At 65.9% G+C, this 26,641-nt stretch carries 23 protein-coding genes; 11 read left to right on the top strand and 12 right to left on the bottom strand.

The features are described from left to right. Positions 1-179: 179 nt before the first annotated feature. On the top strand, positions 180-1,637 hold the full coding sequence (locus tag GMOLON4_RS09815; RefSeq protein WP_051266574.1) for an alanine/glycine:cation symporter family protein: 1,458 nt from the start codon (positions 180-182) through the stop codon (positions 1,635-1,637). 281 nt (positions 1,638-1,918) lie between these two features. Next, complete coding sequence (locus GMOLON4_RS09810; protein ID WP_084147412.1) at positions 1,919-2,686, top strand: arsenate-mycothiol transferase ArsC; 768 nt, start codon at positions 1,919-1,921, stop codon at positions 2,684-2,686. A 97-nt stretch (positions 2,687-2,783) separates the two neighbouring features. Here GMOLON4_RS09810 and hemL read toward each other — a convergent pair whose 3' ends face one another. The 7 genes from hemL to hemE form a co-directional block, all read right to left on the bottom strand. Then, complete coding sequence (gene hemL / locus GMOLON4_RS09805; protein ID WP_026936494.1) at positions 2,784-4,157, bottom strand: glutamate-1-semialdehyde 2,1-aminomutase; 1,374 nt, start codon at positions 4,155-4,157, stop codon at positions 2,784-2,786. A gap of 233 nt (positions 4,158-4,390) precedes the next feature. Beyond that, a complete protein-coding gene (hemB, locus tag GMOLON4_RS09800) occupies positions 4,391-5,371 on the bottom strand; it encodes a porphobilinogen synthase (RefSeq protein WP_026936493.1) in 981 nt (326 codons plus the stop codon). Between the two features lie 4 nt (positions 5,372-5,375). Further along, positions 5,376-6,164 carry a uroporphyrinogen-III synthase gene (locus tag GMOLON4_RS09795; RefSeq protein WP_026936492.1) on the bottom strand — a complete coding sequence of 263 codons (789 nt, stop codon included), beginning with the start codon at positions 6,162-6,164 and terminating at the stop codon, positions 5,376-5,378. A 112-nt stretch (positions 6,165-6,276) separates the two neighbouring features. Then, complete coding sequence (hemC, locus tag GMOLON4_RS09790; protein ID WP_051266572.1) at positions 6,277-7,287, bottom strand: hydroxymethylbilane synthase; 1,011 nt, start codon at positions 7,285-7,287, stop codon at positions 6,277-6,279. A gap of 255 nt (positions 7,288-7,542) precedes the next feature. Continuing rightward, positions 7,543-7,806, bottom strand: coding sequence for a ribbon-helix-helix protein, CopG family (locus GMOLON4_RS09785; protein ID WP_084147411.1), 264 nt, complete (start codon positions 7,804-7,806; stop codon positions 7,543-7,545). Between the two features lie 61 nt (positions 7,807-7,867). Next, positions 7,868-9,301: a protoporphyrinogen/coproporphyrinogen oxidase gene (locus GMOLON4_RS09780; RefSeq protein ID WP_026936490.1), complete on the bottom strand. Its 1,434-nt coding sequence runs from the start codon at positions 9,299-9,301 to the stop codon at positions 7,868-7,870. Continuing rightward, on the bottom strand, positions 9,298-10,410 hold the full coding sequence (gene hemE / locus GMOLON4_RS09775) for a uroporphyrinogen decarboxylase (protein ID WP_026936489.1): 1,113 nt from the start codon (positions 10,408-10,410) through the stop codon (positions 9,298-9,300). Before hemE ends, GMOLON4_RS09780 begins: the two co-directional genes overlap by 4 nt. Positions 10,411-10,548: 138 nt before the next feature. Between hemE and GMOLON4_RS09770 the strand changes: the two genes are divergently transcribed. From GMOLON4_RS09770 to GMOLON4_RS09760, 3 genes are all read left to right on the top strand, one after another. Further along, positions 10,549-11,937 (top strand): glutamyl-tRNA reductase, encoded by a 1,389-nt coding sequence (locus GMOLON4_RS09770; protein WP_051266570.1) that lies wholly within the window; start codon positions 10,549-10,551, stop codon positions 11,935-11,937. Between the two features lie 158 nt (positions 11,938-12,095). Continuing rightward, positions 12,096-13,235 carry an MFS transporter gene (locus GMOLON4_RS09765; RefSeq protein ID WP_245575398.1) on the top strand — a complete coding sequence of 380 codons (1,140 nt, stop codon included), beginning with the start codon at positions 12,096-12,098 and terminating at the stop codon, positions 13,233-13,235. Positions 13,236-13,369: 134 nt separating this feature from the next. Continuing rightward, the gene (locus tag GMOLON4_RS09760) at positions 13,370-14,281 is read left to right on the top strand and encodes a diacylglycerol/lipid kinase family protein (RefSeq protein WP_051266569.1); all 912 of its coding nucleotides are present in this window, start codon (positions 13,370-13,372) and stop codon (positions 14,279-14,281) included. Positions 14,282-14,353: 72 nt separating this feature from the next. Here the strand turns inward: GMOLON4_RS09760 and GMOLON4_RS09755 are convergent, their stop codons facing one another. Then, positions 14,354-15,256 (bottom strand): HpcH/HpaI aldolase/citrate lyase family protein, encoded by a 903-nt coding sequence (locus tag GMOLON4_RS09755; protein ID WP_051266567.1) that lies wholly within the window; start codon positions 15,254-15,256, stop codon positions 14,354-14,356. Positions 15,257-15,481: 225 nt separating this feature from the next. On the opposite strand from GMOLON4_RS09755, the gene GMOLON4_RS09750 reads away from it, so the two are divergent. The 3 genes from GMOLON4_RS09750 (at position 15,482) to GMOLON4_RS09740 (ending at position 19,810) form a co-directional block, all read left to right on the top strand. Further along, on the top strand, positions 15,482-16,936 hold the full coding sequence (locus GMOLON4_RS09750) for an MFS transporter (RefSeq protein ID WP_245575396.1): 1,455 nt from the start codon (positions 15,482-15,484) through the stop codon (positions 16,934-16,936). A 414-nt stretch (positions 16,937-17,350) separates the two neighbouring features. Beyond that, entirely contained in the window at positions 17,351-18,769 is a 1,419-nt protein-coding gene (locus GMOLON4_RS09745) for an MFS transporter (RefSeq protein ID WP_245575394.1), read from the top strand. Between the two features lie 108 nt (positions 18,770-18,877). Beyond that, entirely contained in the window at positions 18,878-19,810 is a 933-nt protein-coding gene (locus GMOLON4_RS09740; protein WP_051266563.1) for a LysR substrate-binding domain-containing protein, read from the top strand. 208 nt (positions 19,811-20,018) lie between these two features. Here the strand turns inward: GMOLON4_RS09740 and GMOLON4_RS09735 are convergent, their stop codons facing one another. Both GMOLON4_RS09735 and GMOLON4_RS09730 read right to left on the bottom strand, forming a co-directional pair. Beyond that, entirely contained in the window at positions 20,019-21,110 is a 1,092-nt protein-coding gene (locus GMOLON4_RS09735; protein WP_026936485.1) for a zinc-binding dehydrogenase, read from the bottom strand. A 147-nt stretch (positions 21,111-21,257) separates the two neighbouring features. Next, on the bottom strand, positions 21,258-21,815 hold the full coding sequence (locus GMOLON4_RS09730) for a cupin domain-containing protein (protein ID WP_035732377.1): 558 nt from the start codon (positions 21,813-21,815) through the stop codon (positions 21,258-21,260). An 89-nt stretch (positions 21,816-21,904) separates the two neighbouring features. Here GMOLON4_RS09730 and GMOLON4_RS09725 point away from each other — a divergent pair, with 89 nt between their 5' ends. Next, entirely contained in the window at positions 21,905-22,528 is a 624-nt protein-coding gene (locus tag GMOLON4_RS09725; RefSeq protein ID WP_169516488.1) for a TetR/AcrR family transcriptional regulator, read from the top strand. Between the two features lie 494 nt (positions 22,529-23,022). On the opposite strand, the gene GMOLON4_RS09720 is transcribed toward GMOLON4_RS09725, so the two are convergent. Next, the gene (locus tag GMOLON4_RS09720) at positions 23,023-23,844 is read right to left on the bottom strand and encodes an HpcH/HpaI aldolase family protein (RefSeq protein ID WP_026936482.1); all 822 of its coding nucleotides are present in this window, start codon (positions 23,842-23,844) and stop codon (positions 23,023-23,025) included. After that, positions 23,829-24,614 (bottom strand): 2-oxo-hept-4-ene-1,7-dioate hydratase, encoded by a 786-nt coding sequence (hpaH, locus tag GMOLON4_RS09715; protein ID WP_026936481.1) that lies wholly within the window; start codon positions 24,612-24,614, stop codon positions 23,829-23,831. The genes GMOLON4_RS09720 and hpaH overlap by 16 nt, the downstream gene beginning before the upstream one ends. A gap of 178 nt (positions 24,615-24,792) precedes the next feature. Between hpaH and GMOLON4_RS09710 the strand changes: the two genes are divergently transcribed. Next, positions 24,793-25,569 (top strand): DeoR/GlpR family DNA-binding transcription regulator, encoded by a 777-nt coding sequence (locus tag GMOLON4_RS09710; protein WP_026936480.1) that lies wholly within the window; start codon positions 24,793-24,795, stop codon positions 25,567-25,569. Then, positions 25,566-26,558: a 1-phosphofructokinase family hexose kinase gene (locus GMOLON4_RS09705; protein ID WP_026936479.1), complete on the top strand. Its 993-nt coding sequence runs from the start codon at positions 25,566-25,568 to the stop codon at positions 26,556-26,558. Before GMOLON4_RS09710 ends, GMOLON4_RS09705 begins: the two co-directional genes overlap by 4 nt. Positions 26,559-26,641: the final 83 nt, after the last annotated feature.

Genomic DNA, 26,641 nt, shown 5'->3' with positions numbered 1-26,641 from the left:
CTCCTCTAGTTCGGGCCGACGCGCGGGAAGGATGCAATTCGAAAGTCACGAGTATGGGTGCGACGGGCCGCACTCATCGTAACGACCGCCTGTGGCCTGCCCGAATCGGGCCCGTCGTGACTTGTGAGGTGCGCGCAGGGAATTTGTGTGACAGCGCAACCGCGCACTAAGTTCTTGCCATGGACCAGCTTCAAAAGATTCTTGATGCGATCAGTGGCTTTGTATGGGGGCCGTGGTTGCTCATCCCGCTGCTGCTCGGCACGGGCATCTTCCTGACCATCCGACTGCGCTTCATCCAATTCCGGAAGCTGGGCCCGGCGCTCAACCTCGGGCTCATCCGCCGCAACGACGACACCGAGGGCGGCGACATCTCGCAGTACCAGGCGCTGACGACCGCGCTTGCCGCGACGGTCGGCGTCGGCAATATCGTCGGTGTCGCCACCGCGATCGCGATTGGCGGGCCGGGCGCGCTGTTCTGGATGTGGGTCACCGGCTTGTTCGGTATGGCCTCGAAGTATGCCGAGGCGTTCCTCGGAGTGCGCTTCCGCAAGACAGATGCGAACGGCGACAAGTCGGGCGGACCGCAGTACTACCTCGAGCGGGGTATTAAGGGGAAGTTCGGTAGGTTCCTCGCGATCTGGTTCGCGGTGTTCGCCGTGTTCGCGAGCTTCGGGATCGGCAACATGACGCAGGGCAACGCGGTCGCGACCCAGCTCGAGGGCGCGTTCAACATCTCGCCGTGGGTCACCGGGATCGTGCTCACCATCCTGATCGGGCTCGTGCTGCTCGGCGGCATCAAGTCGATCGGTAAGGTCACGGCCGCGTTCGTGCCCGCCATGATCGTCCTCTACATCGTGTTCGGCATGGTCGTGCTGATCGCGAACGGTCCGGCGCTGCCGGGTGCGCTCGCGCAGGTCTTTACGATGGCGTTCTCCGGCACGGATGCGGTGGCGGGCGGGTTTACCGGCTCGGCCATCATGCTCGTGCTGCAGATGGGTGTCGCGCGCGGCATCTTCTCGAACGAATCGGGCATGGGCTCGGCGGCGATCGCGGCGGCCGCGGCGAAGACGACGCATCCCGTTCGCCAGGGCCTCGTCTCGATGACGCAGACGTTCATCGACACGATCATCGTCGTGACCTTCACCGGCCTCACGATTGTCGCGACGGGTGTCTGGGAGACCGGCAACGCGAACGGCGAGGCCGGCCTCATGACCTCGCACGCGTTCGCCACGACGCTCGGCGACTTCGGCAACATCATCGTTGCGCTGTCGATTGCGTTCTTCGCGTTCTCGACCATCCTCGGCTGGGCCTACTACGGCGAGCGCTGCATGGAGCGGCTGTTCGGTGTGAAGGGCGTGCCGGTCTACCGCATTGTCTTCACCCTGGTCGTGTTTATCGGATGCACGGTGCCGCTCGCGCTCGTGTGGACCTTCGCGGACATCATGAACGGGCTCATGGCGCTGCCGAACCTCATCGGCCTGCTCGTGCTGTCGGGACTCATCGCCCGCGAGACCAAGCACTATCTCGACCATGACCCGAAGCTGCGGGCCAGCGCATCCGAGATCGACGCGTTCATGGAGGGGCACGAGCGACACGACGCGGATGTGGTTGGTCAAGGGGCGGTGCGCGCCACGTAGGCCACTCCCGAAAACACCTAGAAAAAAGTGCACGCCTTAGCACGACACGCGGCGACACGCCGACGGTTCTGCTCAGGCGTGCACTTTTTTCCGAGTGGGCCACCCCACTGACTCGGCCGGCGCATCCTTACCCAACACGGGGGTTTGGATGCGCCGGCCGGTTTCTTCGTTTCAGTGCGGATGCATTTCAGTCGGCTGGCATTGCGGGTTCTTTCGGAGAAGTCGGGGAATATGCTCGGGACAGTAGTTACATTTCAGTCGCGCGAGAGAGGACTTCACCGATGAACCGCCACGCCGGACCAGCTGAGAACGCCAACGAGACTGCTAACGAGACCGTCGCATTCGAGCCCCGCGAAGACGAGGTGCTCGAGAGCACCGATGACATCGATGAGACTGACGACCGAGTGCTGCAACGAACCGCTAAGCACCTCGCCGACCGCTACGACGGGGTCTTCTCGCAGGACCTCGTCGAGCGGTACGTATACGAGTCCTACATGACGCTGCACCGCAATGCGCGGATCAAGAAGTTCGTTGCCTCATTGTCGGCGAATTTCGCGGAGAGTCGACTTCGCTCCCTCGCCTACGCGACGGGAAAGCTGCAGCGTCCGAAGCCGCAGGTACTGTTTGTATGCGTCGAGAACGCCGGTCGTTCGCAGCTCGCGGCGGCGGCGCTCAACGAGATTGCGGGGGATGAGGTCGAGGTTCGCTCGGCAGGGTCGCGGCCTCGCGAAGACCTCTACCCGGAAGTCGTCAAGCTGCTGCAAGAACGCGGCGCTGACCCGGAGCTGCTCTTCCCGAAACCACTCACCGACGACGTCGTGCGCGGCGCCGACTACGTCGTATCGATGAACAGCCACGAGGACCTGCCGCCGTATCCGGGGCAGACGTTCTTCGAGTGGGACATGCAGATTCCGAGCGACGTGACGCGGGCGAACGTCGAGCGCGTGTTCAACGACGTCAAGCTGCGCGTCGAGGGGCTGTGGGAAGACATCCGCGCGAAGTGGCAGGCCGATGAGCCGAAGCCGTTGAAGGATGCCGAGTCGATCTAAGGCCGAGCGTGCCTCACGCTTAGGACGCACGTCAGCGGGATGCGCAACCCAATTCGGGTGCGCATCCCGCTCGCGTGCGTCCTATTGTTCGCGGGGGCTACGCGTCGGGCGTCGCCGCGGCGGCTGCCTCGGCCGCGGCTGGGAGTGCCGCCTCGAAGTGCGCGAGCGCCTCATCGTCGTGTGCGACCGACAGGAACCACGCCTCGAACACGCTCGGCGGGAGGTTGACGCCCGCGTCGAGCATCGCGTGGAAGAACGCGGGGTAACGCCAGCCTTCCTGCCGCTTGACCTCGGCCTCGTTGATCGGCGCGGGCGAACCGAACTCGTCGACGCCCGACCAGCCGAGGTCCGCGCCGTCACCCATCGCGAACGAGAACAGGTTGCGCACGCGCTGCACGGCAACCGGCACGCCGACGAGATCGAACTCGCGCTTGACCGCGCCGATCACGCGGTCGGCCGAAGCATCAATGTGTGCGTAAACCGCGTCATCCGCGAGCCGTAGCGTCGCGATGCCAGCGGCGACCGCGACCGGGTTGCCGCTCAGCGTGCCACCCTGGTAGACGGGGCCGTTCGGGGCGAGCGTCTCCATGATCTCGCGACGTGCGCCGAGCCCGGCCACGGGCATCCCGCCGCCGATGACCTTGCCGAACGTGAAGATGTCGGGGGTCCAGCCACCGCGCTCCGGGTCTTCCTGCTCGCGGCCCCACCAGCCAGCGGGGCCGGTGCGGAACCCGGTGAGCACCTCGTCGCAGATGAGCAGCGCGCCGTCGGTGTGGCAGATCTCCGCGAGGCCGCGGTTGAAGCCGGGGAGCGGCGGCACGACGCCCATGTTGGCTGCGGATGCCTCGACGATGATCGCGGCGATGCGGCCCTCGTGCTCGGTGAAGGCGGCGCGCACGGCGTCGAGGTCGTTGTACGGCAGCACGATGGTCTGCGAGGTGATCGGCTCGGGCACACCAGCGGAACCCGGCAGCGCCAGGGTGGCGAGGCCCGAACCGGCCGCCGCGAGCAGCCCATCCGAGTGGCCGTGGTAGCAACCCGAGAACTTGATGATGAGGTCGCGGCCGGTGACGCCCCGGGCAAGGCGGATCGCGGTCATCGTCGCCTCGGTACCGGTCGACACAAGACGCACCTCGTCGATCGCGTTCTCGTCAACCTGCTTGAGCCGCGCGACGACCGCCTCGGCGAGCTCGACCTCGCCGGGGGTCGAGCCACCCGGGCACATGAGATCGGCAGCCGTCTGCTGCACCGCATCCACGACCTCGGGATGCGAGTGGCCGAGCAGCAGCGGACCCCAGCCGCAGATGAAGTCGACGCGACGGTTGCCGTCGGCGTCGGTCAGCCAGGCGCCCTCGCCCTTGACCGAGAACGGGGGAGTGCCGCCGACCGAGCCGAAAGCGCGGACGGGGGAGTTGACGCCGCCGGGCGTCACCTGGCGGGCGCGGTCGAACCATTCGGCTGAGGTGGTCATGTTGCGGGCTCCTTCGATTCGGGTGGACGTTCGTACTAATGGTGGTCCGCGGTTACTCTCATATCGTGTGTACCCCCGAGATTGCGATTTACCGCTTCCCTGAGAGGGGTAGACCACCATTTCGGGGGTACTCGGGACGGTGGCGCGGGGGTATTTGCCACTTTCGGGAGTACTCGGGATGCTCGAGGGTACTCGGCGGACCGGCGAGGCGGACGGGTGAGGGCCGGGCCCGGCTAGAAAGCGCGCAGGGCCTGGGCGTATTCCGTCGCGAAGTAGGTGAGCACCGCATCCGCGCCGGCACGGCGAATCGAGACGATCGACTCGGCGATCGCGCGCTCGCGGTCGATCCAGCCGTTGAGTGCGGCGGCCTGAATCATCGCGTACTCGCCCGAGACCTGGTACGCCCACACCGGCACCTGCGACTCCGCGGAGACATCCGCGAGCACATCGAGGTAGCTCATTGCGGGCTTCACCATGACGATGTCGGCGCCCTCTTCGATGTCGAGGCGCGCCTCGAGGATGCCCTCGCGACGGTTCGCCGGATCCATCTGGTAGGTGCGGCGATCGCCCTGCAGCTGCGAGTCGACGGCCTCGCGGAACGGGCCGTAGAACGCGGATGCGTACTTCGCCGAGTAGGCGAGCAAGACTGCGTCGTCGTGGCCAGCGTCGTCAAGCGCGTCACGCGCCGCGGCGATCTGGCCATCCATCATCCCGGACATGCCGATAATCTGTGCGCCCGACTCGGCTTGCACGACTGCCATTTCGGTGTAGCGCTCAAGGGTTGCGTCGTTGTCGACGCGGCCGCGCGAGTCGAGCACGCCGCAGTGGCCGTGGTCGGTGAACTCGTCGAGGCACAGGTCGGCCTGCACGGTGATCGCGTCGCCAGCTTCCTCGGCCACCACGCGAAGGGCGCGGTTCAGGATGCCGTCGGGGTCGGTCGCGCCGCTGCCCACCGCATCCCGCTCAGCGGGTACGCCGAACAGCATGATGCCGCCGACGCCGGCCTTGGCAGCCTCGTTCACGACGCCGCGGATCGAGTCGAGCGTGTGCTGATAGATGCCGGGCAGCGACGAGATCTCCTGTGCCTCGCTGATGCCCTCGCGCACGAAGACGGGCAGGACGAGCTCGTTCGGGTGCACGTTCAGCTCGCGCACCTGGTTGCGCATCGCGACCGACTGGCGCAGGCGTCGGGGACGAATGACTGGCTTCTGCATGGACCTATTCTCCTTCGGGCTCGCGGCCCTGTTCGATGGCATCGAGCATGCTCGAAACGGTGCGTTGCGCCGCTTCAAAATCTACGCGGAGCCCGGCTTCTCGCGCGGACCTCGTGGTGTTGGGGCCGATCGTCACGATCCGTAGCGGCGCATCCGCGCCAATCTGGTCGACCAGCTGGCGGGCGATGCTGCCGCTCGTGACGAGCGCGAACCGCAGCTCTCCCGTAAGGATGCGCGCACGGGCTTCCGCAGTCAATGGTACGCCGACGGTGCGGTACGCGATCGTGGCGTCGACCCGGTGGCCGAGGGCGGTGAGGCCTGTGGCGATCGTCGGGGCGGCCTCGGACGAGCGCGGCCACAGGATGCGCTGGGGAGCGGTGACGTGCGGCCACTCGCTCACGAGCCCGCGAGCGGAATGCTCGTTGACTGGCACAAAGTGTGGCGAGCGGCCGAAGCTCTCGAGTCCGGCGGCGGTGCTGTCGCCGACCACGGCGATGCGGGTGTTCCGGTGGATGCGCAGCTCGGTTTTCGCAATCGCGTTTGAGTTGCGTTCCGGGATGGCGATCGCGGTGACGGCGCGGGGGCTCGTGAGCACGAGCCAGTCGTAGTCGCCGTTTGCGAGGCGTGCTTGCGCTGCTTCGAGCGGCGCGGGGTCTTCCGGCGGTGCAAATCCGATGAGCTCGGCGATGACCGGCTCACCGCCGCGCTCCGCGATCTCGAGGCTCGCTTGCGTGCCCCAGTCCCCGCCGCGCGGCACGAGCACGGTAGTGCCTGCGAGTGAGGCCGTCACCATGTCGCACCGTTGCGGTCATTGAGTGTGCTGCGAAGCAGCGTGTATCGAAATGACCGACGGTGGTCTCCCCTTCGATACGCGGCTGCGCCGCTACTTAGGGCGCGAACAGCACTCATTCGCCGATGAAGTCGCCGGCGCCCTGCGCGAACAGCGAGTCGACGAGCTCGGCCGCGAGCCGAGCCGGCACGTAGTCCTGCTTCGCGACCTCGCCGCGCGCGTACCCGAGCGACTGCTCGTAAACCGGCTCCAGATCGATCGCGACCTCGCCCCGGGCCTCGGCCAGCGCATCCTTGCCGTACACCCGCGCGAGCACCGTAAGGACGCCGTCGCGCACATCCGCGTGGATGCCGACAGGCGCCTGGCAGCCCGCGTCGAGGCCGTTCAGGATCGCGCGCTCGGCGTCGGCGGCCGCGCGGGTCGCGGCATCGTCGAGGCCGCGCAGGCCCTCGAGATCCCAGCCCTCGCGGGTCTCGATCGCGAGGGCGCCCTGGCCGGGCGCGGTCGGGAAATCTTCGAGCTCGAGGAAGCCGGTGATCACCTCGGTGCGGCCGACCCGGTTCAACCCCGCGGTCGCGAGGAAGACCGCATCAAGCTCGCCGTCGGTGACGAAGCCGATACGCGTGTCGACGTTGCCGCGAATGTCCCGCAGCTCGAGGTCGGGGCGCACGCGGCGGATCTGCGCCCGCCGACGGGGCGAACCGGTGCCCACCTTCGCGCCATGGGGAAGGTCGGCAAAGTCGAGGCCGTCGCGCGCAACCACGGCGTCGCGCGCATCCTCACGGGCGGGATGCGCGGCGAGCTGCAGCCCGGGCGCGGGCGCGGTCGGGAGATCCTTGAGCGAGTGCACCGCGATGTCGACCTCGCCGTCGAGCAGCGCCTCGCGCAGCTCGGTCGCGAAGACGCCCTGCCCGCCGAGCGTCGAGAGGGACGCGCGGTTCACGTCGCCATGGGTCGTCACCTTGATGATCTCGAATTCACGGCCGGTGAGGCGTGCGAGGTCTTCCGCAACGATGCTCGTTTGCGCGACCGCGAGCTTCGAACCGCGCGTGCCAATGCGGATGATCGGCTGATCGCCGGGGGTGCCGAAGCGCAGGGGAGCGGCCGAGGAAGACGTTGCAGACATAGGTTCCATCCTAGGACTTTGGCTGGTGAAAGGCTCGGCTGCGGGTAAGCATTGCCGTTAGCGCTACCCCGGGCCGGTACTTCGGCGGGGCCGAGCGCTAGCTGCAATGGTCGCAGCAGTGCGCGGAGCTAACCATTGCCGCTATCGCTTGTCATGGCTGGTACTTCGGCAGGGCCTGGCGCTAAGGGCAATGACCACGACGTACGCACCTCACCAATGGGGCGTGTTTGTCTTTGAGCACCGACTTGCGAGCAATCACGCGGCGCTAGACCACGCACGTAGTGCTTCGCGAATCGCCTCTGACCGGTTCAGATTCTCTCGATGGGCGCGCTCCATCACAGCGTCGAGTTCTTCCTTTGTGAGGCGAACCGGGACGACCTGCGAAGCTTCTTTGCTTCGAGCCGGTCGCCCAACAGCTCGCTTACGGAGCTCCTCAACCTCGTAGCCAGCTTCGGCTGCCGCGACCCATTCGTCGACCTGGGATTCGGAAATCTCTTTGCCCTGTATTTTCCGTTCCATGAAAGTATCGTAATACGAAACTGGTTCATGGGAGTTGCGGTCTGCTGATCGTTCTGCCGGTCTATTGGTGATCGGTAAATCTGTCGAGGATGCGCTGCGCCGCGTTCTCGGCTGACGGTAGGACGCTCGCTAGGCCGGTTCCGTCGATCCACGCGCCGCACAGTTCGATGACGTGCGTCCTATCGTTCGGTTCGGTAGCAGCGCCGAGGCGCTCGCGGTAGGCCGCAAGTTTGGCCGTGCGTCCCAGGCGCGCGGCGGGCATCGGCATCCGCCACTCGTGGCGCGCGAAGTCGCGCCGCCGGTCAGGCGCGAGCTCGACGCCGAGGATGCGTGATGCATCCGCGAGGGCCTGTCGCTGCAGTGCCTCGTCGCTCAGCGCGAGACTACGCGCGGGGCCGTCTGCCTCCACCGGTCCGTATGACAAACGCAGGATGTGCTGGCCGGGCTGGGTGCGCTCGTCGAGCCACTCCCATTTCGCGGTGACGTGCGTGAGTGCCTTCGCCTCGACGTCGGTTGCGTCCGAGACGAGCACTCCGGTGCCGCGGGGATGCGCATCGAGCTCGGGTGCGTCGACGAGGAGCGCGACGACCTCGCTCGAAACGGTGGGGGCGTTCGCGGTGAGCGCCGACTCCGTCGTGATGAGGATTGCGTCGAACTCGGTCAGCGACGGTCCTTGAGCCGGTGGCGTGGCCGCCGTATCGAAAGGTCCGTCCGTCTCGCGGGCCTCGATACGCTCGCTTTGCTCGCACTCGGCCATCGGCTCAAATGGACCGGCCAGCGTGTTTAACTCAAACGAAACCCCGAGCCGCTCGCACTCGGCAACGAGCGCCCCAACGAATCGGTGCATCCCGCCGCGGAGCCCGCGCACGAGCGCGCCCGGCGTCGCCTTCGGGCGCAGCGACGCGACCACCGCCGACAGCGATCCGGCCTCGGCCAATCGCACTTCAATTCCCGGAATCAGCACGCGGTAGTCGACAACTTCTGGATCGAGCGAGTACACCCCACGGGTCACGGGTGCGACCAATCGCGAGAGCACGACCTCCCCATAGCGCGCCCGAATCAGCTCGGCGAACGACGCCGCCGAGGCGCCGACCGACGCATCCAACGACGCCTCCGCAGCAACGGCCGCAACGCCGGAAGCGCCAACAACATCCTCGAGCCCATCAGCATCCGGGCCACTCGGAATCCCGAGCATCCCGCCCGACGGCGACTGCTGGGCGCCAAGCGCCCCATACGTCCACGACCCGAGTGCGCGCGGCTCGACCAGGTCATCCGTAAGCCCGAGCTCGCGCAGATACGCCTCGACAACCCCGCCGCGCACCGCGAAGGCCTCCGCGCCGATGTCGATCGTCACGTCACCGAGCTGAGCCTGCTGAAGCATCCCGCCGAGCGCATCCGAGGCCTCAAAGACCGTGACGTCGACGCCCGCCAGCGCGAGCCGCCGCGCGGCAACGAGCCCGGCGACACCGCCGCCGACGACCGCGACGCGCGTCATTCGATGACGCCGGAGCCTGGCAGCGTGTGCACGTATTCGACGAGCCTCGTGAGCACAGTCGGGTCGGCCTCGGGCGGAACGCCGTGGCCGAGGTTCACGATGTGCGCCGGCGCTACGGCGCCGCGGCGCACGACGTCGAGCGTGTGTTCGTGCAGCACCGCGTCGCCCGCGAACAGCGTCGCCGGGTCGATATTGCCTTGCAGTGGCACGCCCGGCAGGCGACGGGCAGCCTCGTCGAGGGGGATGCGGTCGTCGACGCCCTGGACGTCGCCGCCGGTCTCGTGCATGTCGGCGAGCAGCTCGCCCGTGCCGACGCCGAAGTGAATCGAGCGGATGCGCTCGCCCGCCGGGGTCTCAAAGGTCGCGGCGTGCCGCAGGGGGATGGCGCTTGAGGAGGCGACCGACGTGCGGTACGACTCACGCGAGAGCGAGCCCGCCCACGAGTCGAACAGCTGCACGACCGAGGCACCCGCGAGAATCTGCGTCTCGAGGAATGCGGCCGAGATCTCGCCGATCGCGGTTGCGAGCTCATTCCACGCATCCGGATCGGAGCGCATGAGGCCGCGGGCGCGGAGGTGATCCTTCGAGGGACCGCCCTCGACGATGTATGCGGCGAGTGTAAAAGGGGCACCCGCGAAGCCAATTAGCGGGGTCGAGCCGAGTTCGGTGACGGTGAGACGCACAGCCTCCGCGATCGGCGCGAACATCTCGAGACTCGTCTCGCCGCGAAGGCGGGCGGCGAACTCGCGAACACCTGCCGCATCCCGAACCGGGTTGGCGAACACCGGACCGCGCCCCGGCACGATCTCAACGTCGATGCCCGCAAGCTTGAGTGGCACGACGATATCGCTGAAGAATACGGCGCCGTCGACGCCGTGGCGGCGGACCGGCTGCAGCGTGATCTCGCTCGCAAGTTCGGGGCGGAGGCACGAATCGAGCATCTCGATGCCCTCGCGCAGCTTGCGATACTCGGGCAGCGAACGCCCGGCCTGGCGCATGAACCAGATTGGTAGCGTCTCGGAGCGCTGTCCGCGGGATGCGCGCACGAGCGGGGAGCTGTCGGTGCGGCCGTCGACGAGGGGGTGATCCGCGGGCAGAATGGTGCTCATTTGGTCAATTGTGGCCCATTTCCGGGCACCCCGCAGCGAACCCCGGCGCATCCCATAGCTGACCAAATTGACGTGTGCGCAAAGCGCTCGCGAACGGCCGCGCGGAAACCTGACAGTTGGCGTAGAATCGCCTTCATCATGCTGGTCTGTGTAAGCGCCAATCACCGCTCGGCTGGGTTCTCCCTCCTCGAGCGGTTTAGTTCGGTCTCCGTCACCTCACTCGAGGAGCTCATCCGTGACTCCGCCGAGGTCGTCGGCGGCGTCGTGCTGTCGACCTGCAACCGCTTTGAGGTGTACCTCGACCTCGAGGGGCCCGAGCAGTTCGCGGCATTTGTGCCGGCGCTCGCGGCCGATTTCGGGATGCGCGAGGACGACTTGCGCGCCCACGTTCGCGTGATCGGTGATTCGGATGTGTCGAGTCACCTCTTCTCGGTGTCGAGCGGCCTCGAGTCGGTCGCCCTCGGCGAGGAAGAGATCGCCGGCCAGGTCGGCCGCGCGCTTGAGCAGGCGCGGGATGCGCAGGTTACAACGCGCGATCTCGAGCGGCTTTTCCAGTCTGCCGCGACGGCGTCAAAGGGCGTGAAGGCGCACGCGAACCTCGCAACCCAGGGGCGCTCGCTCGTGAGCCTCGCGCTCGACCTTGCCGCGTCACAGGTACTTGATTGGTCCCGCGCGAATGTCGTGCTGATCGGCACCGGAACCTATGCCGGCGCATCCTTGAAGTCGCTGCAGGATCGCGGCGTCGGCACAGTCGACGTCTACTCGCCGTCTGGCCGCCAGCACACGCTGGGCGAGCGGTACGACATCCGCGAGATCGAGCACGGCCGGCTGCCTGAGCAGCTTTCGAGCGCCGATCTCGTGATCACGTGCACGAACACCGAGACGTACGTGCTCGACTACGACCAGGTGCGCAACGCGCGCCTCGCGCCGGGCTCGAGCGACGGCCTGCTGATCGTCGACATGGGCCTGCCCCGCAACGTCGACCCGCTCGTCGCGAAGCTCGACACCGTCGACCTCCTCGACATCGAGACGGTTCGCCAGCACGCGCCGCTCGAAGACCTTGGCGCGACCGAGCTGGCCCGCTGCATCGTCGCCCGCGCGGCGACCGAATTCGAGCAGGAGCGTCGCGAGCAGAAGTCGGCGAAGGCGCTCGCGCAGTATCGGTCGGTGGTCCAGGCGCGCGTCTCCGAGCAGATCGAGAAGACCGGCGCCGAGGATGTGGTGGCCGAGTCGATGCGCAAGCTCGGCAATGCGCTGCTGCATCCGACCACGATGCGCATCAAAGAACTCACCCGCGAAGGACGCAGCGACGAGGTTATCGCGGCGCTCAACCTCTTGTACGGGGACGGCTCGGCGAAGGTGTCGGTGCAGGCCCCCGCGACCCCATCCGCGGACGAGGTTCGTGACGGCGCGCAGGCGCTGCTCGCGGCGCAGGCCGAAACCGGCGAACCGCAGCTGTGTGCCGCCGCGCAGCTGCACCTGAGCACCGAGCATCGCTGCGCGGACTCCTGCCCGATCGCGCACTAGCCGCAGGCGCCCGCAGCGGCACGAGGGCGAGTGTTCACTTCACGTCACTTAGGACGCACGTGGGCTGCAGGCGTCACCGGTTTCGTGCGCATCGAGCGCGCTCGTGCGTCCTAAGGTAGCTAGAGGGGCAATTTCGGTCGGGCGGAGGGAACAGCAGCGTGAGCAAGTCGGTATATCAGATGCCGGGGATGCCCGAGGTGCTTGCCCTCACCGTCATCTCGTTTACGGGGTATTCGGCGCTCTTGCCCGTCGCGCCGATGTGGGCGGTCGAAGGCGGTGCCGATGAGGTTGGCGCGGGCTTGGTGAACGGCGTCCTGCTCCTCGTCACGATCCTTACCCAGCTGTCAATGCCGCGTTTGCTACGGAACTTCGGCTGGCGGTGGACGCTCGTGAGCGCAGCACTCCTGCTCGGCCTTCCTGCCGGAGCCCTGGCGCTGAACTCGGATCTGTGGTTCGTGTTACTGGTCTCCGCGATCCGAGGTGTGGGGTTCGGCATCATCACCGTGGGCGCGACCTCCCTTATTGCGCAATTGGTGGAGCCAGCGCGGCAGGGGAAGGCGATCGGCGCATTTGGGTTGGCGATCGCGGTGCCGCAGGTGCTGTTCACTCCGGCGGGGCCGTGGGTCGCGAAAACCGTCGGGTTCGAAACGGTCTTCGCCATCGGCACGCTCCCGGTGCTCGGCGCGTGGCTTGCCTGGCGCCTGGCCGGGAAAGCGAAGGCCGTCCCGAAGACGTCCGGCGAGCCAGCACCCTTTCGAAATCTCGCCCGACCAATGGTGATCATGTTTGGCCTGACGGTCTGTGGCGGCGGGATACTGACGTTCATGCCGCAGATGGTCGCGCTGCCAACCGAGAGCCTCGCGGCGCTGCTGCTGCTGACGCTCACGGCGGCACTCACGCGATGGCTCGCCGGAACGCTCGCCGACACGTACGGTGCGCGACGATTCTTGTGGCCGTCGATCGTGATCACGACGGTCGGGATGCTTCTCGTCGGCTTCGCCGTTCGCGAGCCCGAGGCGACGAACCTCGTCGCGCTGCTGGTGGGCGCGGTCATCGTTGGTGTCAGCTATGGAGCCCTCCAGACCTTCACGTTGAGCGTCTCGCTGCAGTCGGTGAAACCCCAGCACTACAACTCGGCGAGCACCGTCTGGAACGTGGGGTTCGACGCGGGAACGGGCGTCGGGTCCGTCCTCGTGGGCGCCATCGCGGCGGGCACATCGTTCAGCGTCGCGATGTATGTCGGCGCGGCGCTGTCACTCCTCACCCTGCCGCTGGCGTTTGGGGTGCGACGCGCGTAGCTCCTTGAGTAGGCGCCAACGCCTCGATACGCCGCTTCGCGATTACTCGCCGAACGCGTGCCTTGAGTAGGCGCCGCAGGCGCCGTATCGAAAGGTGCACGAAGCTCTTCGCCAGGGTGCGCAATACTTGACGCATGCGTGCCAAGCGGATCGTGTATGCCCTCAACCCGGCCTCGGGACAGGGCCTCAAGGACGACGACACCGTCTACGAGGAGGGCGTCGAACTCGCAACCGGCGCGACCTTCGAAGAGCTGCACGCCGCAACCGCTCAAGCACTCGAGGCTCCCGCGGATGCGCTCATCGTCCAGGGTGGCGACGGCATGGCATCCATGGGCGCCGAGTTCGCCACGAAACACGGGGTGCCGCTCGGCGTCGTCCCGACCGGCACCGGCAACGACTTCGCGCGCTCGACCGGCATTCCGCGCGGGCGAGCCGCGCGGGTCCGGGCGAAGCTCATCCACGGTCTGAAAGACGGCACCGCAAGATTCCGCACCGTCGACGTCCTGCGCTTCACGCTCGACGGCGACCCGCACGTCGCCGTCAACTCCATCAACATCGGCTTCGACGCGCTCGTAAACGAACGTGCGAACGAAATGCGCCACCTTCGAGGCACGACGCGTTACCTCGTCGCACTGCTGCAGTCGGTTCGCCGCTTTCAATCTGAACGGTTTCGCTACCAGCTCGACGGCGAACCGGTTCAGGAAATGGATGCGCAAGTCCTCGCAGTCCTGAACGGCCGCACCATCGGCGGTGGCATCCCGCTCGGGCCAGATGCTAGGCCAGATGACGGTGAACTCGACACGGTGATCGTGCGGGGCCTGAACCGGCCCGGCCTCCTCGCGCTCTTCCCGTCGGCCCTCGCCGGGCTCCACACGCTGTTCCCGCAGGTGCAGACGCTCCGGGGCCGAAGTATCCGCATCGAGTCACCGCCGGGCGTCGCGATTTATGCCGATGGCGAGTGCCTTCGCGCCTCGAGCACCGCATCCGGGTCGACAGTCGAAGTAACGATCGACCCGCGCGCGCTCCGACTCGTGCGGGCGCACTGAACCCAACGCACGCTAATCACGAGCGTTTGAGGCGTGGAGCCGAGGAACCGCGATCCCCACGCCCAGTGATCGCTATACGCCGAGGATCCGCCGGGCGCGCAGAATGACGGGACGGTCCACCATCTGCCCGTCGACTTGACCGAGCCCGTCCTGCACCTCGAGTACGCGGCGGGCCCAATCGATCTCCTCGTCGGTCGGCGCGAATACCTCAGCGACGATCGGAATCTGCCGCGGGTGGATGCATAGCTTGCCAGTGCACCCGGCCCGCTTCACCTGTTCGGTGTCGCTCCGGACCAGCTCGTCGTCCTTGAACTCGGCAGAAGGCGAGTCGAGCGGCCCCTGCTTACCGGCGAGGGCACACGCGATCACGAGCTGCGCGCGAACGTAGTCCATGGTGGTGCTGCGCACCTCGCAGCCGAGTTCGACGGCCATGTCGATCGCGCCAAGCCCCAGGCGAGACACGCGAGGATGCGTGGCGAGTTCGGCGGCGTTGACGATCCCGGCCGGCGACTCGATCAGCGGCACAAGCGAGACTCCGGCAGCGGCGGAGGATGCGTCGAGCACCTTTGCGACGAGGTCCAGTTCGGCAGTCGTCTCGATCTTCGCGACCATGATGGAGTCGAGCCGGGCGACGCGCGCGTCATCGGTGACGATCGATTCGAGCCAGTCGATGTCCTGCTTCCCGTCCTCGCTCGAAGGTGTGCTGAAGCGGATCGCGATCGGCTGAGCTGCTCCGTCCAAGTCGAACTCCTGCGGCTGGTCAAACACGCGGGTGAGCGTATCGCGGGCCCAGCCCTTCGCATCCGCAGCCACCGCATCCTCGAGGTCGACGATCACAGCGTCGGCACCTGCGGCGAATGCCTTTGCGATGCGCTCAGGACGCGTCGCGGGGACAAACAGCGCGGTTCGCGCGAGGTCGAGTCGGGCCGGCTTCGGGCCATCGGTAGTGTTCGCTTCATTGCGTGCATCGCTCATCAGGCCAGCTTTCCACGTTCTCGATCTCGCCGCGCCTCGATACGCGGCTGCGCGGCTACTCGGCGATCGAGCCACTGGTCAAACCTGGAATAGCTGACCCCAATCCCAGTTAATCTGTGGATTAACCCCGCACAATTCCGTTTGAGTAGCGGAATCGCCTCTGCCTACGCTTAGTGCCGACCGCGGGGCAGACCCTGCGGCATCTCGTCAGACAAGGGAGTCATCGTGACGAACACTGCAACCGCAGAAGATCGCCGCTTGGCAAGAGAGCGCCGCCGCATCATCGGCGCCGTCGTTGTTGGAACCACCGTCGAGTGGTACGACTTTTTCGTGTACGCGACCATGGCCGGTCTCGTGCTCGCGCCGCTCTTCTTCGAGCCGGCAACCCAGGGTAACGAGGGCTTCGCCACGATTCTCTCGTTCCTCACCGTGGGTATCTCATTCCTCTTCCGCCCGCTCGGCGCATTCCTTGCGGGCCACTTCGGCGACAAGATCGGTCGCAAGCCGATGCTCGTCATCACGCTGCTCCTCATGGGTGTCGCGACCTTCGCGATCGGTCTCCTCCCGACCTACAACGGCACCGAAGGTGACTGGTTCGGTGGCATCGGCCTGGCCGCGCCGATCGCGCTGCTGTTCCTGCGCATCCTGCAGGGCATCTCGGCCGGTGGTGAGTGGGGCGGCGCCGTCCTCATGGCCACCGAGCACTCGCCCACGAAGACCCGCGGTCGCATGGGTATGTTCCCGCAGCTCGGCGTGCCGTTCGGCATGCTGCTCGCATCGGGCATGATCGCCGCGGTGACCGCAATCACCGGCGACCAGTTCGCCGTCTGGGGCTGGCGCATCCCGTTCCTCTTCTCGGTCGTGCTCGTGGTCGTCGGTTTCATCGTCCGCCATTCGGTCGAGGAATCCCCGGTCTACAAAGAGATCGAGGCGCGTCAGCAGCAGGCGTCGGCGCCGATCGCCACGCTCTTCCGCAAGCACGGCCTCAGCGTGATCCTGCTCGCAGCCCTGTTCATCGGCAACAACGCGGCCGGCTACATGACCACCGGCGGCTACATGCAGAACTACGCCACGAAGACGCTCGGCATGGATGTCACGTTCGTCATGCTGGCAGTACTCGGAGCGGCCGCGATGTGGGCCCTGTTCACGTACATCTCGGGCTTCATCACCGACAAGATCGGCCGTAAGAAGAGCTTCTTCCTCGGTTACAGCCTGCAGCTCATCACCGTGTGGGTCCTCTTCGCGATGGCCAACACCGGCGAACCTGCGATGCTCCTCATCGGCCTGCTGATCTTCGCTATCCCGCTCGGCCTCACCTACGGCCCGATCGCCGTGTGGTTCGTCGAGTCCTTCCCCGCATCGGTCCGCTTCTCGGGCGTCTCGATCGGTTACGCCCTCGGCGCGATCCTCGGTGGCGCGTTCGCCCCGACCATCGCGACGTGGCTCATGCAGACCTTCAACAACGTCTACGCGATCTCGACCTACCTGTTCATCGCCACGATCATCAGCCTGATCGCCGCCGCGCTGCTCAAGGACCGCACGGGCATCCCGCTCACGCACGCCTTCGAGGAGACCGGCAAGTTCGACACCTGGAAGCCGGGCGACCCGACCAAGGAAGAGTACGAAGCACTCGGCTCAACGGTCACCGACGCGAACTTCGTCGCGACCCAGCGCGGTTAGCAACTCGACTCAAGCGAGCGAGGTGGATGCGCATCCGGTCACCAAAACCCGACCACGCGCATCCACCCGAACCGCGATAACGCCGCCGCCTCCCCTCGAAATGAGGGGAGGCGGCGGCGTTTTGAATTGCACCACAGAGAGTGCAGTTCCGCGGGGTTGGATGCGCAGGATCGGCTTAGCGGGGCCGAAGTTGCGTGGATGCGCGCAGATCACTTTGTGACCACTCGGTCAGTTATTCGGAATTTCCGGGATGAATCCACGGGCAAACCCGTTATGCGGGATCGTATATCTTCAAATACGCTGATCGACGGCAAGCGGACAACAACCGTTGCCCTTATGCCGTGAGGCAAACCTCACGGCCGATCAGACAAGGGAGTCTTTGTGTCAAACAGCGCATCCGTACCGGATCGTCAAGTGACAAAGGAACGTCGCCGCATCATCGGCGCCGTCGTCGTCGGCACCACCGTCGAGTGGTACGACTTTTTCGTGTACGCGACCATGGCCGGTCTCGTATTCGGTCAGCACTTCTTCGGCCCCGCGACCGAGGGTAACGACAACCTGGCCACCATCTTCTCGTTCCTGACGGTGGGTATCTCGTTCCTGTTCCGCCCGCTCGGCGCGTTCCTCGCGGGTCACTACGGTGACAAGATCGGTCGCAAGCCGATGCTTGTCATCACCCTCCTGCTCATGGGTGTCGCGACCTTCGCGATCGGCTTGCTGCCGACATACAACGGCGTCGAGGGTGACTGGTTCGGCGGTATTGGCGTTGCCGCGCCGATCGCGCTGCTGTTCCTGCGCATCCTGCAGGGCATCTCGGCCGGTGGTGAGTGGGGCGGCGCCGTCCTCATGGCCACAGAGGGTGCGCCCACGAAGATCCGCGGACGCATGGGTATGTTCCCGCAGCTCGGCGTACCGTTCGGCATGCTGCTCGCCTCGGGCATGGTCGCGCTTGTGACCGCGCTCACGGGTGACAACTTCCTCGTGTGGGGTTGGCGTATTCCGTTCCTCTTCTCGATCGTGCTCGTCGTGATCGGCTTCATCGTGCGCCACTCGGTCGAGGAGTCACCGGTGTACAAGGAGATCGAGGAGCGCCAGCAGCAGGCTTCGGCGCCGATCGCGACACTGTTCCGCAAGCACGGCGGCACCGTCATCCTCCTCGCGCTGCTCTTCGTCGGCAACAATGCCGCGGGGTACATGACTACGGGTGGCTATATCCAGAACTACGCGACCAAGGGTCTCGGGATGGACGTCACGTTTGTGATGCTTGCGGTGCTGGCCGCGGCGGCAATGTGGGCGCTCGTTACCTACATCTCGGGCTTCATCACCGACAAGATCGGTCGCAAGAAGATGTTCTTCATCGGCTACGGTCTGCAGCTCATCACCGTGTGGGTGCTCTTCGCGATGGTGAACACGGCCCAGCCCGCGCTCGTGCTCATCGGTCTGCTGATCTACGCCATCCCGCTCGGTATCCAGTACGGCCCGATCGCGACCTGGTTCGTCGAGTCCTTCCCCGCATCCGTGCGCTTCTCGGGCGTCTCGATTGGGTACGCGCTCGGCGCGATTCTCGGTGGCGCGTTCGCCCCGACCATCGCGGCGTGGCTCATGCAGTCGTTCAACAACGTCTACGCGATCTCGACCTACCTCTTCATTGCGACGCTCATCAGTCTCTTCGCGGCGTGGAAGCTCAAGGACCGCACCGGCATCCCGCTGACGCACGCGTTCGAGGAGACCGGCATGTTCGAGACGTGGAAGCCCGGCGACCCCACGAAGGAAGAGTACGAGGCGCTCGGGGAGACCGTGACCGACGCCAACTGGGTGGCCGACAAGCGCTAGCCAGGCAGTAGCCCGTGCTCGAGGCGGGGTGCAGCCCAAGTTTTTTTGGGCCGCACCCCGCCTTTTTATGATTTATCACCTGGTGCAATTGCCAAATAGGATGTGGCCATGAGTGATGATCAGCTTTCGAGCATCCCGAGCCCCGACGTCACCCTTCGCCAGCTTGAATGCTTCGTTGCAGTGGCCGAGGACAGCACCATTACCGGTGCCGCGGCGCGGATTCACTCCTCCGGTTCGGCGGTTTCGGATGCGGTCACCGCGCTCGAACGCGTGCTTGGCGTTCCGCTGATGGTGCGCCGTCGCTCGCAGGGCATCACGCTCACCTCGACGGGTCGCTCGCTCGTTCCGCTCGCCCGCGAGGTGCTTGCGGGGGCGCACGAGCTCGAGCTGATGGCGCGAGGGGATGAGGGGCGGGTCGCGCCGGTGCGCATCGGCTCGTTCCACACGATCGCGCCCACCTTCGTGCCGCCGATCATCCGCCAGTTCATGAACCGGCACCCGGAAGCCGATATCAGCTATGTCGTGGGGGAGCAGGATGTGCTGGCCCAGCAGCTGAAGAACGGTGACCTCGATATCGCGATCGTCTACGAGCTCGACTTCCCGCTCGAGTTCGAGCGAGTGCGGCTCGTGCGCTCGCTCCCTGTCGTGCTGCTCCCGGAGGGGCACCGGTTCGCGTCGCGAAAATCGATCCGGCTGCAGGAATTGGGCGACGAACCGTTCGTCCTGAACGACATTGCCCCGAGCCGGCAGTATGCGCTCGACATCCTCAACGACGCGGGTGTGCATCCGCCGCACGTGCACGCGAGCGCGAACTACGATCTTTGTCGGTCACTCGTGGGTGAGGGAATCGGCTGGACGATCCTCATGGATCGGCGCTTCTCGCCGTCGACGTGGTCGGGCAAGACGCTCGTGGAGATTCCGATCGAGCCAGCCCCGCAGCCGCTCGGGATTGTCGCCGCATCACGTCCCGAAGCACATCCGCCGCGCGTCGCCGACCTCATCGACGTGGCGCGCGAGGTCAGTCGGGATCTGATGCGGTAGTTTTTCGCGGCCTGAGTAGTCGCGGAGCGACGTATCGAAGGCCCTCGATGCTGCCCATTGCCAAGTACCCCCTAATGTGCGGTGTACCACTTCTGGCGAAGGGGTACACCGCATCCTCGGGGGGTACCGGGGGTGGTTCGACACTCGACGAAATGTCCGAGGCGTCGTTAGACGTCCTGCGTCTTATGCCGCCTCGGAGTGCGGCTTCTTAGAGGTCCGTGATCACGACGCGGTTGATCTTGGGATCCTTGAGCGAGGCATAGCCTTCGTTGACCTCATCCAGCGTGATCTTCTTCGAGACCAGCGCGTCGAGCTCGTAGCGGCCCTGCAGGTACAGCTCGGCGATCATCGGGATGTCGCGCTTCGGCGTGGTGGAGCCCATGTACACGCCCTGCACGCGCTTCTGGGTCATGAGCGCCTCGACCGAAGAAACCTCAATCGAGTTTTCGGGGTTCAGCAGCCCGATGAGATAGAGGCCGCCACCCTTCGCGGCCATATCGAATCCCTGGCGAGTCACGCCAGCGCCGCCGACGAAGTCGAAGACGTGGTCCGCGCCACCATTGGTGATGCGCTGAACTTCCGCAACGGGATCCACCTTGGTGGAGTTCACGACGTGGGTCGTGCCGAACTTCTTCGCGTTCTCGAGCTTGTCGTCCGCGATGTCGATAGCGATGATCTTCGATGCACCTGCAATGACGGCGCCGCTGATGGCGTTGACGCCAACACCACCGACACCCATGATCGCAACTGTGTCACCAGCCTGGACATTCGCGGTGTTCATGACGGCGCCGGCGCCGGTGACCACGCCGCAGCCGAGGAGTGCTGCCTGCGGGAAAGGAATTTCTTTCGGTACGCGGGCCAGCTGGTTCTCGTGCACGAGGGCGCGTTCTGCGAAGCCGCCGAGCCCCATGCCCTGGTTGAGGGCCTTACCCTCGGCATCAAGGATGCGCGGCGTCTCCGTGTCGGTGCGCAACGTTGCATTCGGGTTCTCACAGAGCCCGACCTTGCCCGACAGGCACTTAACGCAGGCACCGCAGTACTGTACGAGGCAGCCGACAACGTGGTCGCCGATCTCGAAACCGACGACATCCGGGCCCACTGCGGTGACGACGCCGGCGATTTCATGCCCGAAGACGGCGGGAACGTCGTACCCCAAGTTGGTTTCTGCCGCGAGTTCGTCGCTGTGGCAAAGCCCCGAAGCTTTGATGTCTAACAGAACTTCGCTGCCGATTGGATCCGCGAGAGTGACGTCTTCAACGTGGAAACCTTGGCCAAATTCTCGTACAACAGCAGCCTTCATGGCGCTTCCTTTCATCTTCTGGGATGGGTGTTCCCGGCTGGCATCGACACCACTGACGATGGCTCCGCCGGAGACCCCATCACTATACGACGAATGTTGTTGAAAAATCACGGAAGCGCCAGACTGTCAGTCTCCCCGCATCCGTCGTTACGTCGCGAGAACCGGTCGGTCGTAGCGAGCGAGTGCATCCCGGAGCGCCTTCCGGCCAAACGGGGCCAGGGCGGCGTTCATGAGTTTCCAGAGCGGTCGGGGCATCACCGGTTCGTAGTAGTCGCCGCCCATACCCACAAGTGCAGCAAGCAGTGCGGCGGGAGGGCGCTTGCCTTCCGCCAGGACTCCATCGCGCGCAAGCCCGGCCAGCACGCGCATTGTCTGTTCGAAGCGACCGGGATCGTGAACCGTGACCTTGATGGTCGCCGGCCGTGCGCTGGCGTTCGTAAAGGTGTGGAATCTCCCTCCCTCGACCGTAATCGGCTTGCCGTGCTCGAGGAGGAGCCAAACATCATCACGGAGGACTCGGGCATCCCCATCCACGAGTTCGAACGTTTCCGCGAATGAATGCGAGTGTTCAGGCGGGCCGCCGCCGGGGAGTACCTCAATGAGTGTGACCAGCCGTGCACCACCGGTCTCCTCGGCGGTTTCGATGAAGGTGAATGTTTGTTTCTTCACCGGATCGACGACCGTGCGCCAGGTTTCTTCAGACATCGGAACGCTCCTGTCTGTCCAGCCCTCATCGTCGAGGCGCCGGGCGAATTTAACCATTAGTGGTTACCTCTAATGGTATGCTTCGCTCCATGGAAACGCAACGGGCGACGAAGATGGAGATGCGCTCACGTGCCACGCGGCGCGTCGTCGTGCTCGCGGCGTATGACCTCTTCTGCTCTCGCGGCTTCCGCGAAACCACGATGGAGTCCATCGCCGAAGCGGCGGACGTCTCCGTGCAGACGGTCTACTTCCAGTTCAAGACGAAGGCGAAGCTGCTGCAGGCTGTTCACGAGTGGACGGTCCTTGGGGACGACCGCCTTGCTCCCGCCGAACAGCCGTGGTTTATCGAGGCGGTGGCCGAGCAGGATGCGCGGGATGCGCTCGCAAGGATCGTCGCGGGGGTGGCCGAGTTGGACGCGCGGATGGCGCCGATGCTCCCGATTTTTAACGCGCTCGCCCAGGGTTCGGGTGGCGAGATCTATCGAGGCTCGAATGAGCTCCGGCGCAAGGGGATGTCGGAGTTGGCCGCATTGTTGGCCGCGAAGACGCCGTTTCGGCCTGGAATTACCCCGGGGTTCGCGGCAGATCTACTCTTCTTCCTCACTGGCCCCGAGTCGTACGCGCAACTCGTCATCCAAACCGGCTGGAGCCGTGAACGGTGGGTGGAGTGGGTGAGCGCGACCTTGGTTGGCCAGCTCTTCCCGAGCGATTAGTGCCCAGCATTGCCCCCGAATCCCAGCGTGACCCCCGAAGTCGCCCGTGGAGTCCCAGATCTTGACCGTGTAGTCGCAGTCGCGAAGCTGGTCGAGGGCGTAGAGGTCAGAGAAGCCTCCACCGATGACAAGCACATCGAGCACGTCAGTTTCGGTACGCGTGTTTGGGGGCAGTAATAGTCATTCGTTCTCACCTCGTTGTAAGAGTCCCAACCGTCCTTCGGTGGGTGTGAGAAGAAAACAACTGAATCGGTTGAGCCTCCGGATGTCCGATACTGAGTCACTTGGCAGTCAGGGCGGATGCGACGTGAGCCAGGGTGGATGCGCGGTGAGCCAGGGTTCCGATCGCGCGAACCAGGGCGCGGTTTGCGCGAGCCCGGGTGCCGGTTGCGCGATAAAGAGTCGGCGCGCTTCGATACGGCTTCGCCTACTCAGCGTTCGATCCGCAACGGTCGGTGAGTAGGGCGAAGCCCGTATCGAAGCGGTCGGCGCCGCTAGTAGCTCGCGCGCTCCGAATCCGAAGCGGCGCCAACGCGCTCGTCGATGAACTTCGACGCGAGCGCCTCCGAACCACGCGCGAGCATCGCGACGTCGGCGCCGACCAAGATGAAGTCGATCCCGTCGTCGAGGTACTGCGCCGCGAGCGTCGGGTCGAACGCGTTGACGCCAACCGGCTTGCCGGCCGCGCGGCCAGCCTCGAGGGCGCGCTTCACGCCGGCCACAACATCCGGGTGACCCTGCTGCCCAATCAGCCCCATCGAGGCCGCGAGGTCGGAAGGTCCGACGAACAGGCCATCCACGCCATCGACCGCCGCGATCTCGGCGACGTTCGCAACAGCCTCGGCCGTTTCGATCTGCACTGTCACCGACACGAAGTCGGATGCGCGCTGCAGGTAGTTCTCGACGCGGTTCCAGCGGGCGCCACGAGCTAACGCCGAGCCCACGCCGCGCACGCCGCGGGGCGGGTAGTGCGCCGCGGCGACGGCAGCCTCGGCCTGCGAAGCGTCGTTCACCATCGGGATGAGCAGGTTCTGCACGCCGAGGTCGAGGTACTGCTTGATGAGCACGGTGTCGTTGAACGGTGCGCGCACGACCGGGGTGATCGGGTAGGCCGCGATGACCTGCAGCTGTTGCTGGATCGACTCGAGCGACAGCGGCGCGTGCTCGCCGTCAATCAGCAGCCAGTCGAGGCCCGAGCCCGCGCCGATCTCGGCGTTGACGGTCGAGCCGGTGCACAGCCACATGCCGACGAGGCCGCGATCGGCGCCCGCGAGGTGCTGCGCGAAGGTCTGGGGAGGTTCTAGATGAAGCGGCACGAAATGGTTCCCATCTTTCCGTAGTCACACAGCACGGTGTCGCCCTTTTCAACCCACATCGGGCGGGTGAAGGAGCCCGCAAGAATGATCTCGCCGGCCTCGAGGCGCGCGCCGTGGTGGTGGAACTTGTTGGCGAGCCAGGCGACGCCGGTACCCGGGTGGTTGAGCACGGCCGCGGCGACGCCCGATTCCTCGATCGTCTCGTTCTTGTAAAGGAGTGCCGAGACCCAGCGCAGATCGATCTCGTCGGGGCGCATCGGGATGCCGCCGAGGACCATGCCGCCGTAGGCCGCGTTGTCCGAGATCGTGTCGACGATCGTGCGGCCTTCGAGCTCGATGTGGGAGTTCAGGATCTCGAGCGCGGGCGTGACGTATTCGGTCGCGCGCAGCACGTCGAAGAGGGTGCAGTTCGGGCCCTCGAGCGGCTCCTTGAGCACGAACGCGAGCTCGACCTCGATGCGCACGTTCGTGAACTTGTCGTGGGGGATGACCGAGCCGTTCTCGTACACGGTGTCGTCGAACATGACGCCGTAGTCGGGCTCGGAGATGCCGGTCGCCTGCTGCATGGCCTTCGACGTCAGGCCGATCTTGCGGCCGACGAGGCGACGGCCAGCGGCGATCTCGCGGTCGCGCCACATTCCCTGAATTGCGTAGGAATCTTCAATCTGTGCGTTCGGGTAGCGGGCGGTGATGCGCGGAATGAGCGTGTGCGTGCGTTCGGCTTCCGCAAGCTCCTCGGCGATCGACTCGATCTCTGTTTGTTCAAGCATGGGTCTCATTATTCCCCACCGAGACTTGGCCGAACCGGGATGCGTTGACTCTGCGCGCAGTTTCCTCGGCCGCACCGTTGGGAAATTGTGCGATTGTGGGAAATAACTCTTGAAATCCCACAAATCCCACTTCACAATGGATGTAGGACAAAGGAGTCTTGATGACTAAGGACAACCAATGAGCGCCGAGACCCGACGGCGGCACATCCTCGAAGAACTCACGACAGCCGGCCGTGTGCGGGTCGCGACTCTCGCGACGCAGCTGGATGTTGCGGACGAGACGGTGCGGCGCGATCTCGTCGCCCTCGAGCAGGAGGGCGAGCTCGTGCGGGTGCACGGGGGAGCGGTGAGCGCCCTCGGGCCGCGAACCTTCGAGGTCAGCCTCGAGGAGCGCATCCAGCAGGGCCAGGATGCGAAACGCGCGATCGCGGAGCGAGCCTACGAACTACTTCCCGAGCAGGGCGGCGCGATCCTGCTCGACAGCGGGTCGACGACCCTCGAGCTTGCGCGAATCATCGCGCAGCGGGCGCCGACGGCCCGGTTCAGCATCGTCACCAACTCGGTTGCCGCGGTCTCGGCGTTCTCGGATCGGGCAGACCTCTCGGTCTACCTCATCGGCGGCACGGTGCGCGCGATCACGCAGTCGGTCGTGCCGCTCGATGCGTCGGCCCAGCTCGACCAGATTCGCGTCGATGTCGCGTTTCTCGGCACGAACGGATGCTCGGCTGGGTACGGGTTTTCGACTCCCGGCCCGGACGAGGCGGCGATCAAGCGCGCCTTCATTGCGAGCGCGCGGCAGCGATACGTGCTCGTCGACGCAGCGAAGTTCGGCGCGGAGTTCACGCACCGGTTTGCGGGGCTCGCCGAAGTTGACGGCATCATCACCGATGCCGCCCCGGATGAACGGCTCGCGCGTGCGCTGCACGACGCGGGCACGGAGGTGTTGCGGTCATGATCATCACGGCTACCCCGAACCCAAGCATCGACCGGACCGTCAAGCTCGATCGCCCGCTCGAACGCGGCGGCGTCCACCGGCTCTCGCGACCGGTGGATGTGGCCGGCGGCAAGGGCATCAACGTCGCCCGGGTGCTGGGCCGGGCAGGCATAGCGACGCGCGTGCTCGTGCCCGCCCCCGAAGGCAGCGACCTGGTGCGGCGCATTGAGGCCGAGGGGCTCGACCTCGTGCGCACGTCGGGACCCGAGGTGCGCACCAATCTCACGCTCGTCGAGGCGGACGGCACGACGACGAAGCTCAACGAGCCGGGCGGCGAGCTTGCGGCCGAGGATCTCCAGGAACTCGAGCGCGCGATCATGAACGAGTCGGCGGCGACCTCGCTCGCCGCCGCGGAACACACGTGGGTCGTGCTCGCGGGGTCACTCCCGCAGGGCGTCGCGCCCGACTGGTACCTGCGGATGACCGCGAAGCTCCGGCTGCGAGGCGTACGCGTCGCGGTCGATACCTCGGATGCGCCGATTCGCGCGTTCGCCGAGTCGGACGTGCTGCCGAACCTCATGAAGCCGAACGGTGCGGAGCTCGCGACGCTCACGGGCAACGCGACCGGCACCGGTCTGCAGCTCGAGGCCGCTGCCGCTGCCGGAGACTTCGAGCCAGTGCTCGCCGCGGCCCGGACGCTTCATCGCCGCGGTTGCGAAGCCGTGCTCGTCACGCTCGGTGCGGCCGGTGCGCTCCTCTTTACCGAGGACACAGCGTGGGTCGCGACGCCCCCGCCGATCACGGTGCGCAGCACGGTCGGTGCGGGGGACTCGAGCCTCGCGGGCTACCTCAGCGGCGTGATCGCGGATGCAGACCCGGCCAGGCGCCTCGAGCTCGCGGTCGCATCCGGCGCGGCCGCCGCATCCCTGCCCGGCACTGAGGTGCCGACCTCCGTGCAGCTCGACCTCGAGCACACGCACTCGCGCGCGCTGCACACCCGCGACGCGTAGCCGCCTCAGGCAACACTGACCCTCCGCCTGTTTGACAGGCGACAACACCGACACCACGTCTGACGCTCGCGAAAGGAAACCTC

The sequence above is a fragment of the Gulosibacter molinativorax genome, from assembly GCF_003010915.2.
GTDB classification, from domain to species: Bacteria; Actinomycetota; Actinomycetes; order Actinomycetales; family Microbacteriaceae; genus Gulosibacter; species Gulosibacter molinativorax.
Note: the sequence above shows the minus strand (reverse complement) of the source record. Positions and strands in the feature narration are given on the sequence as shown.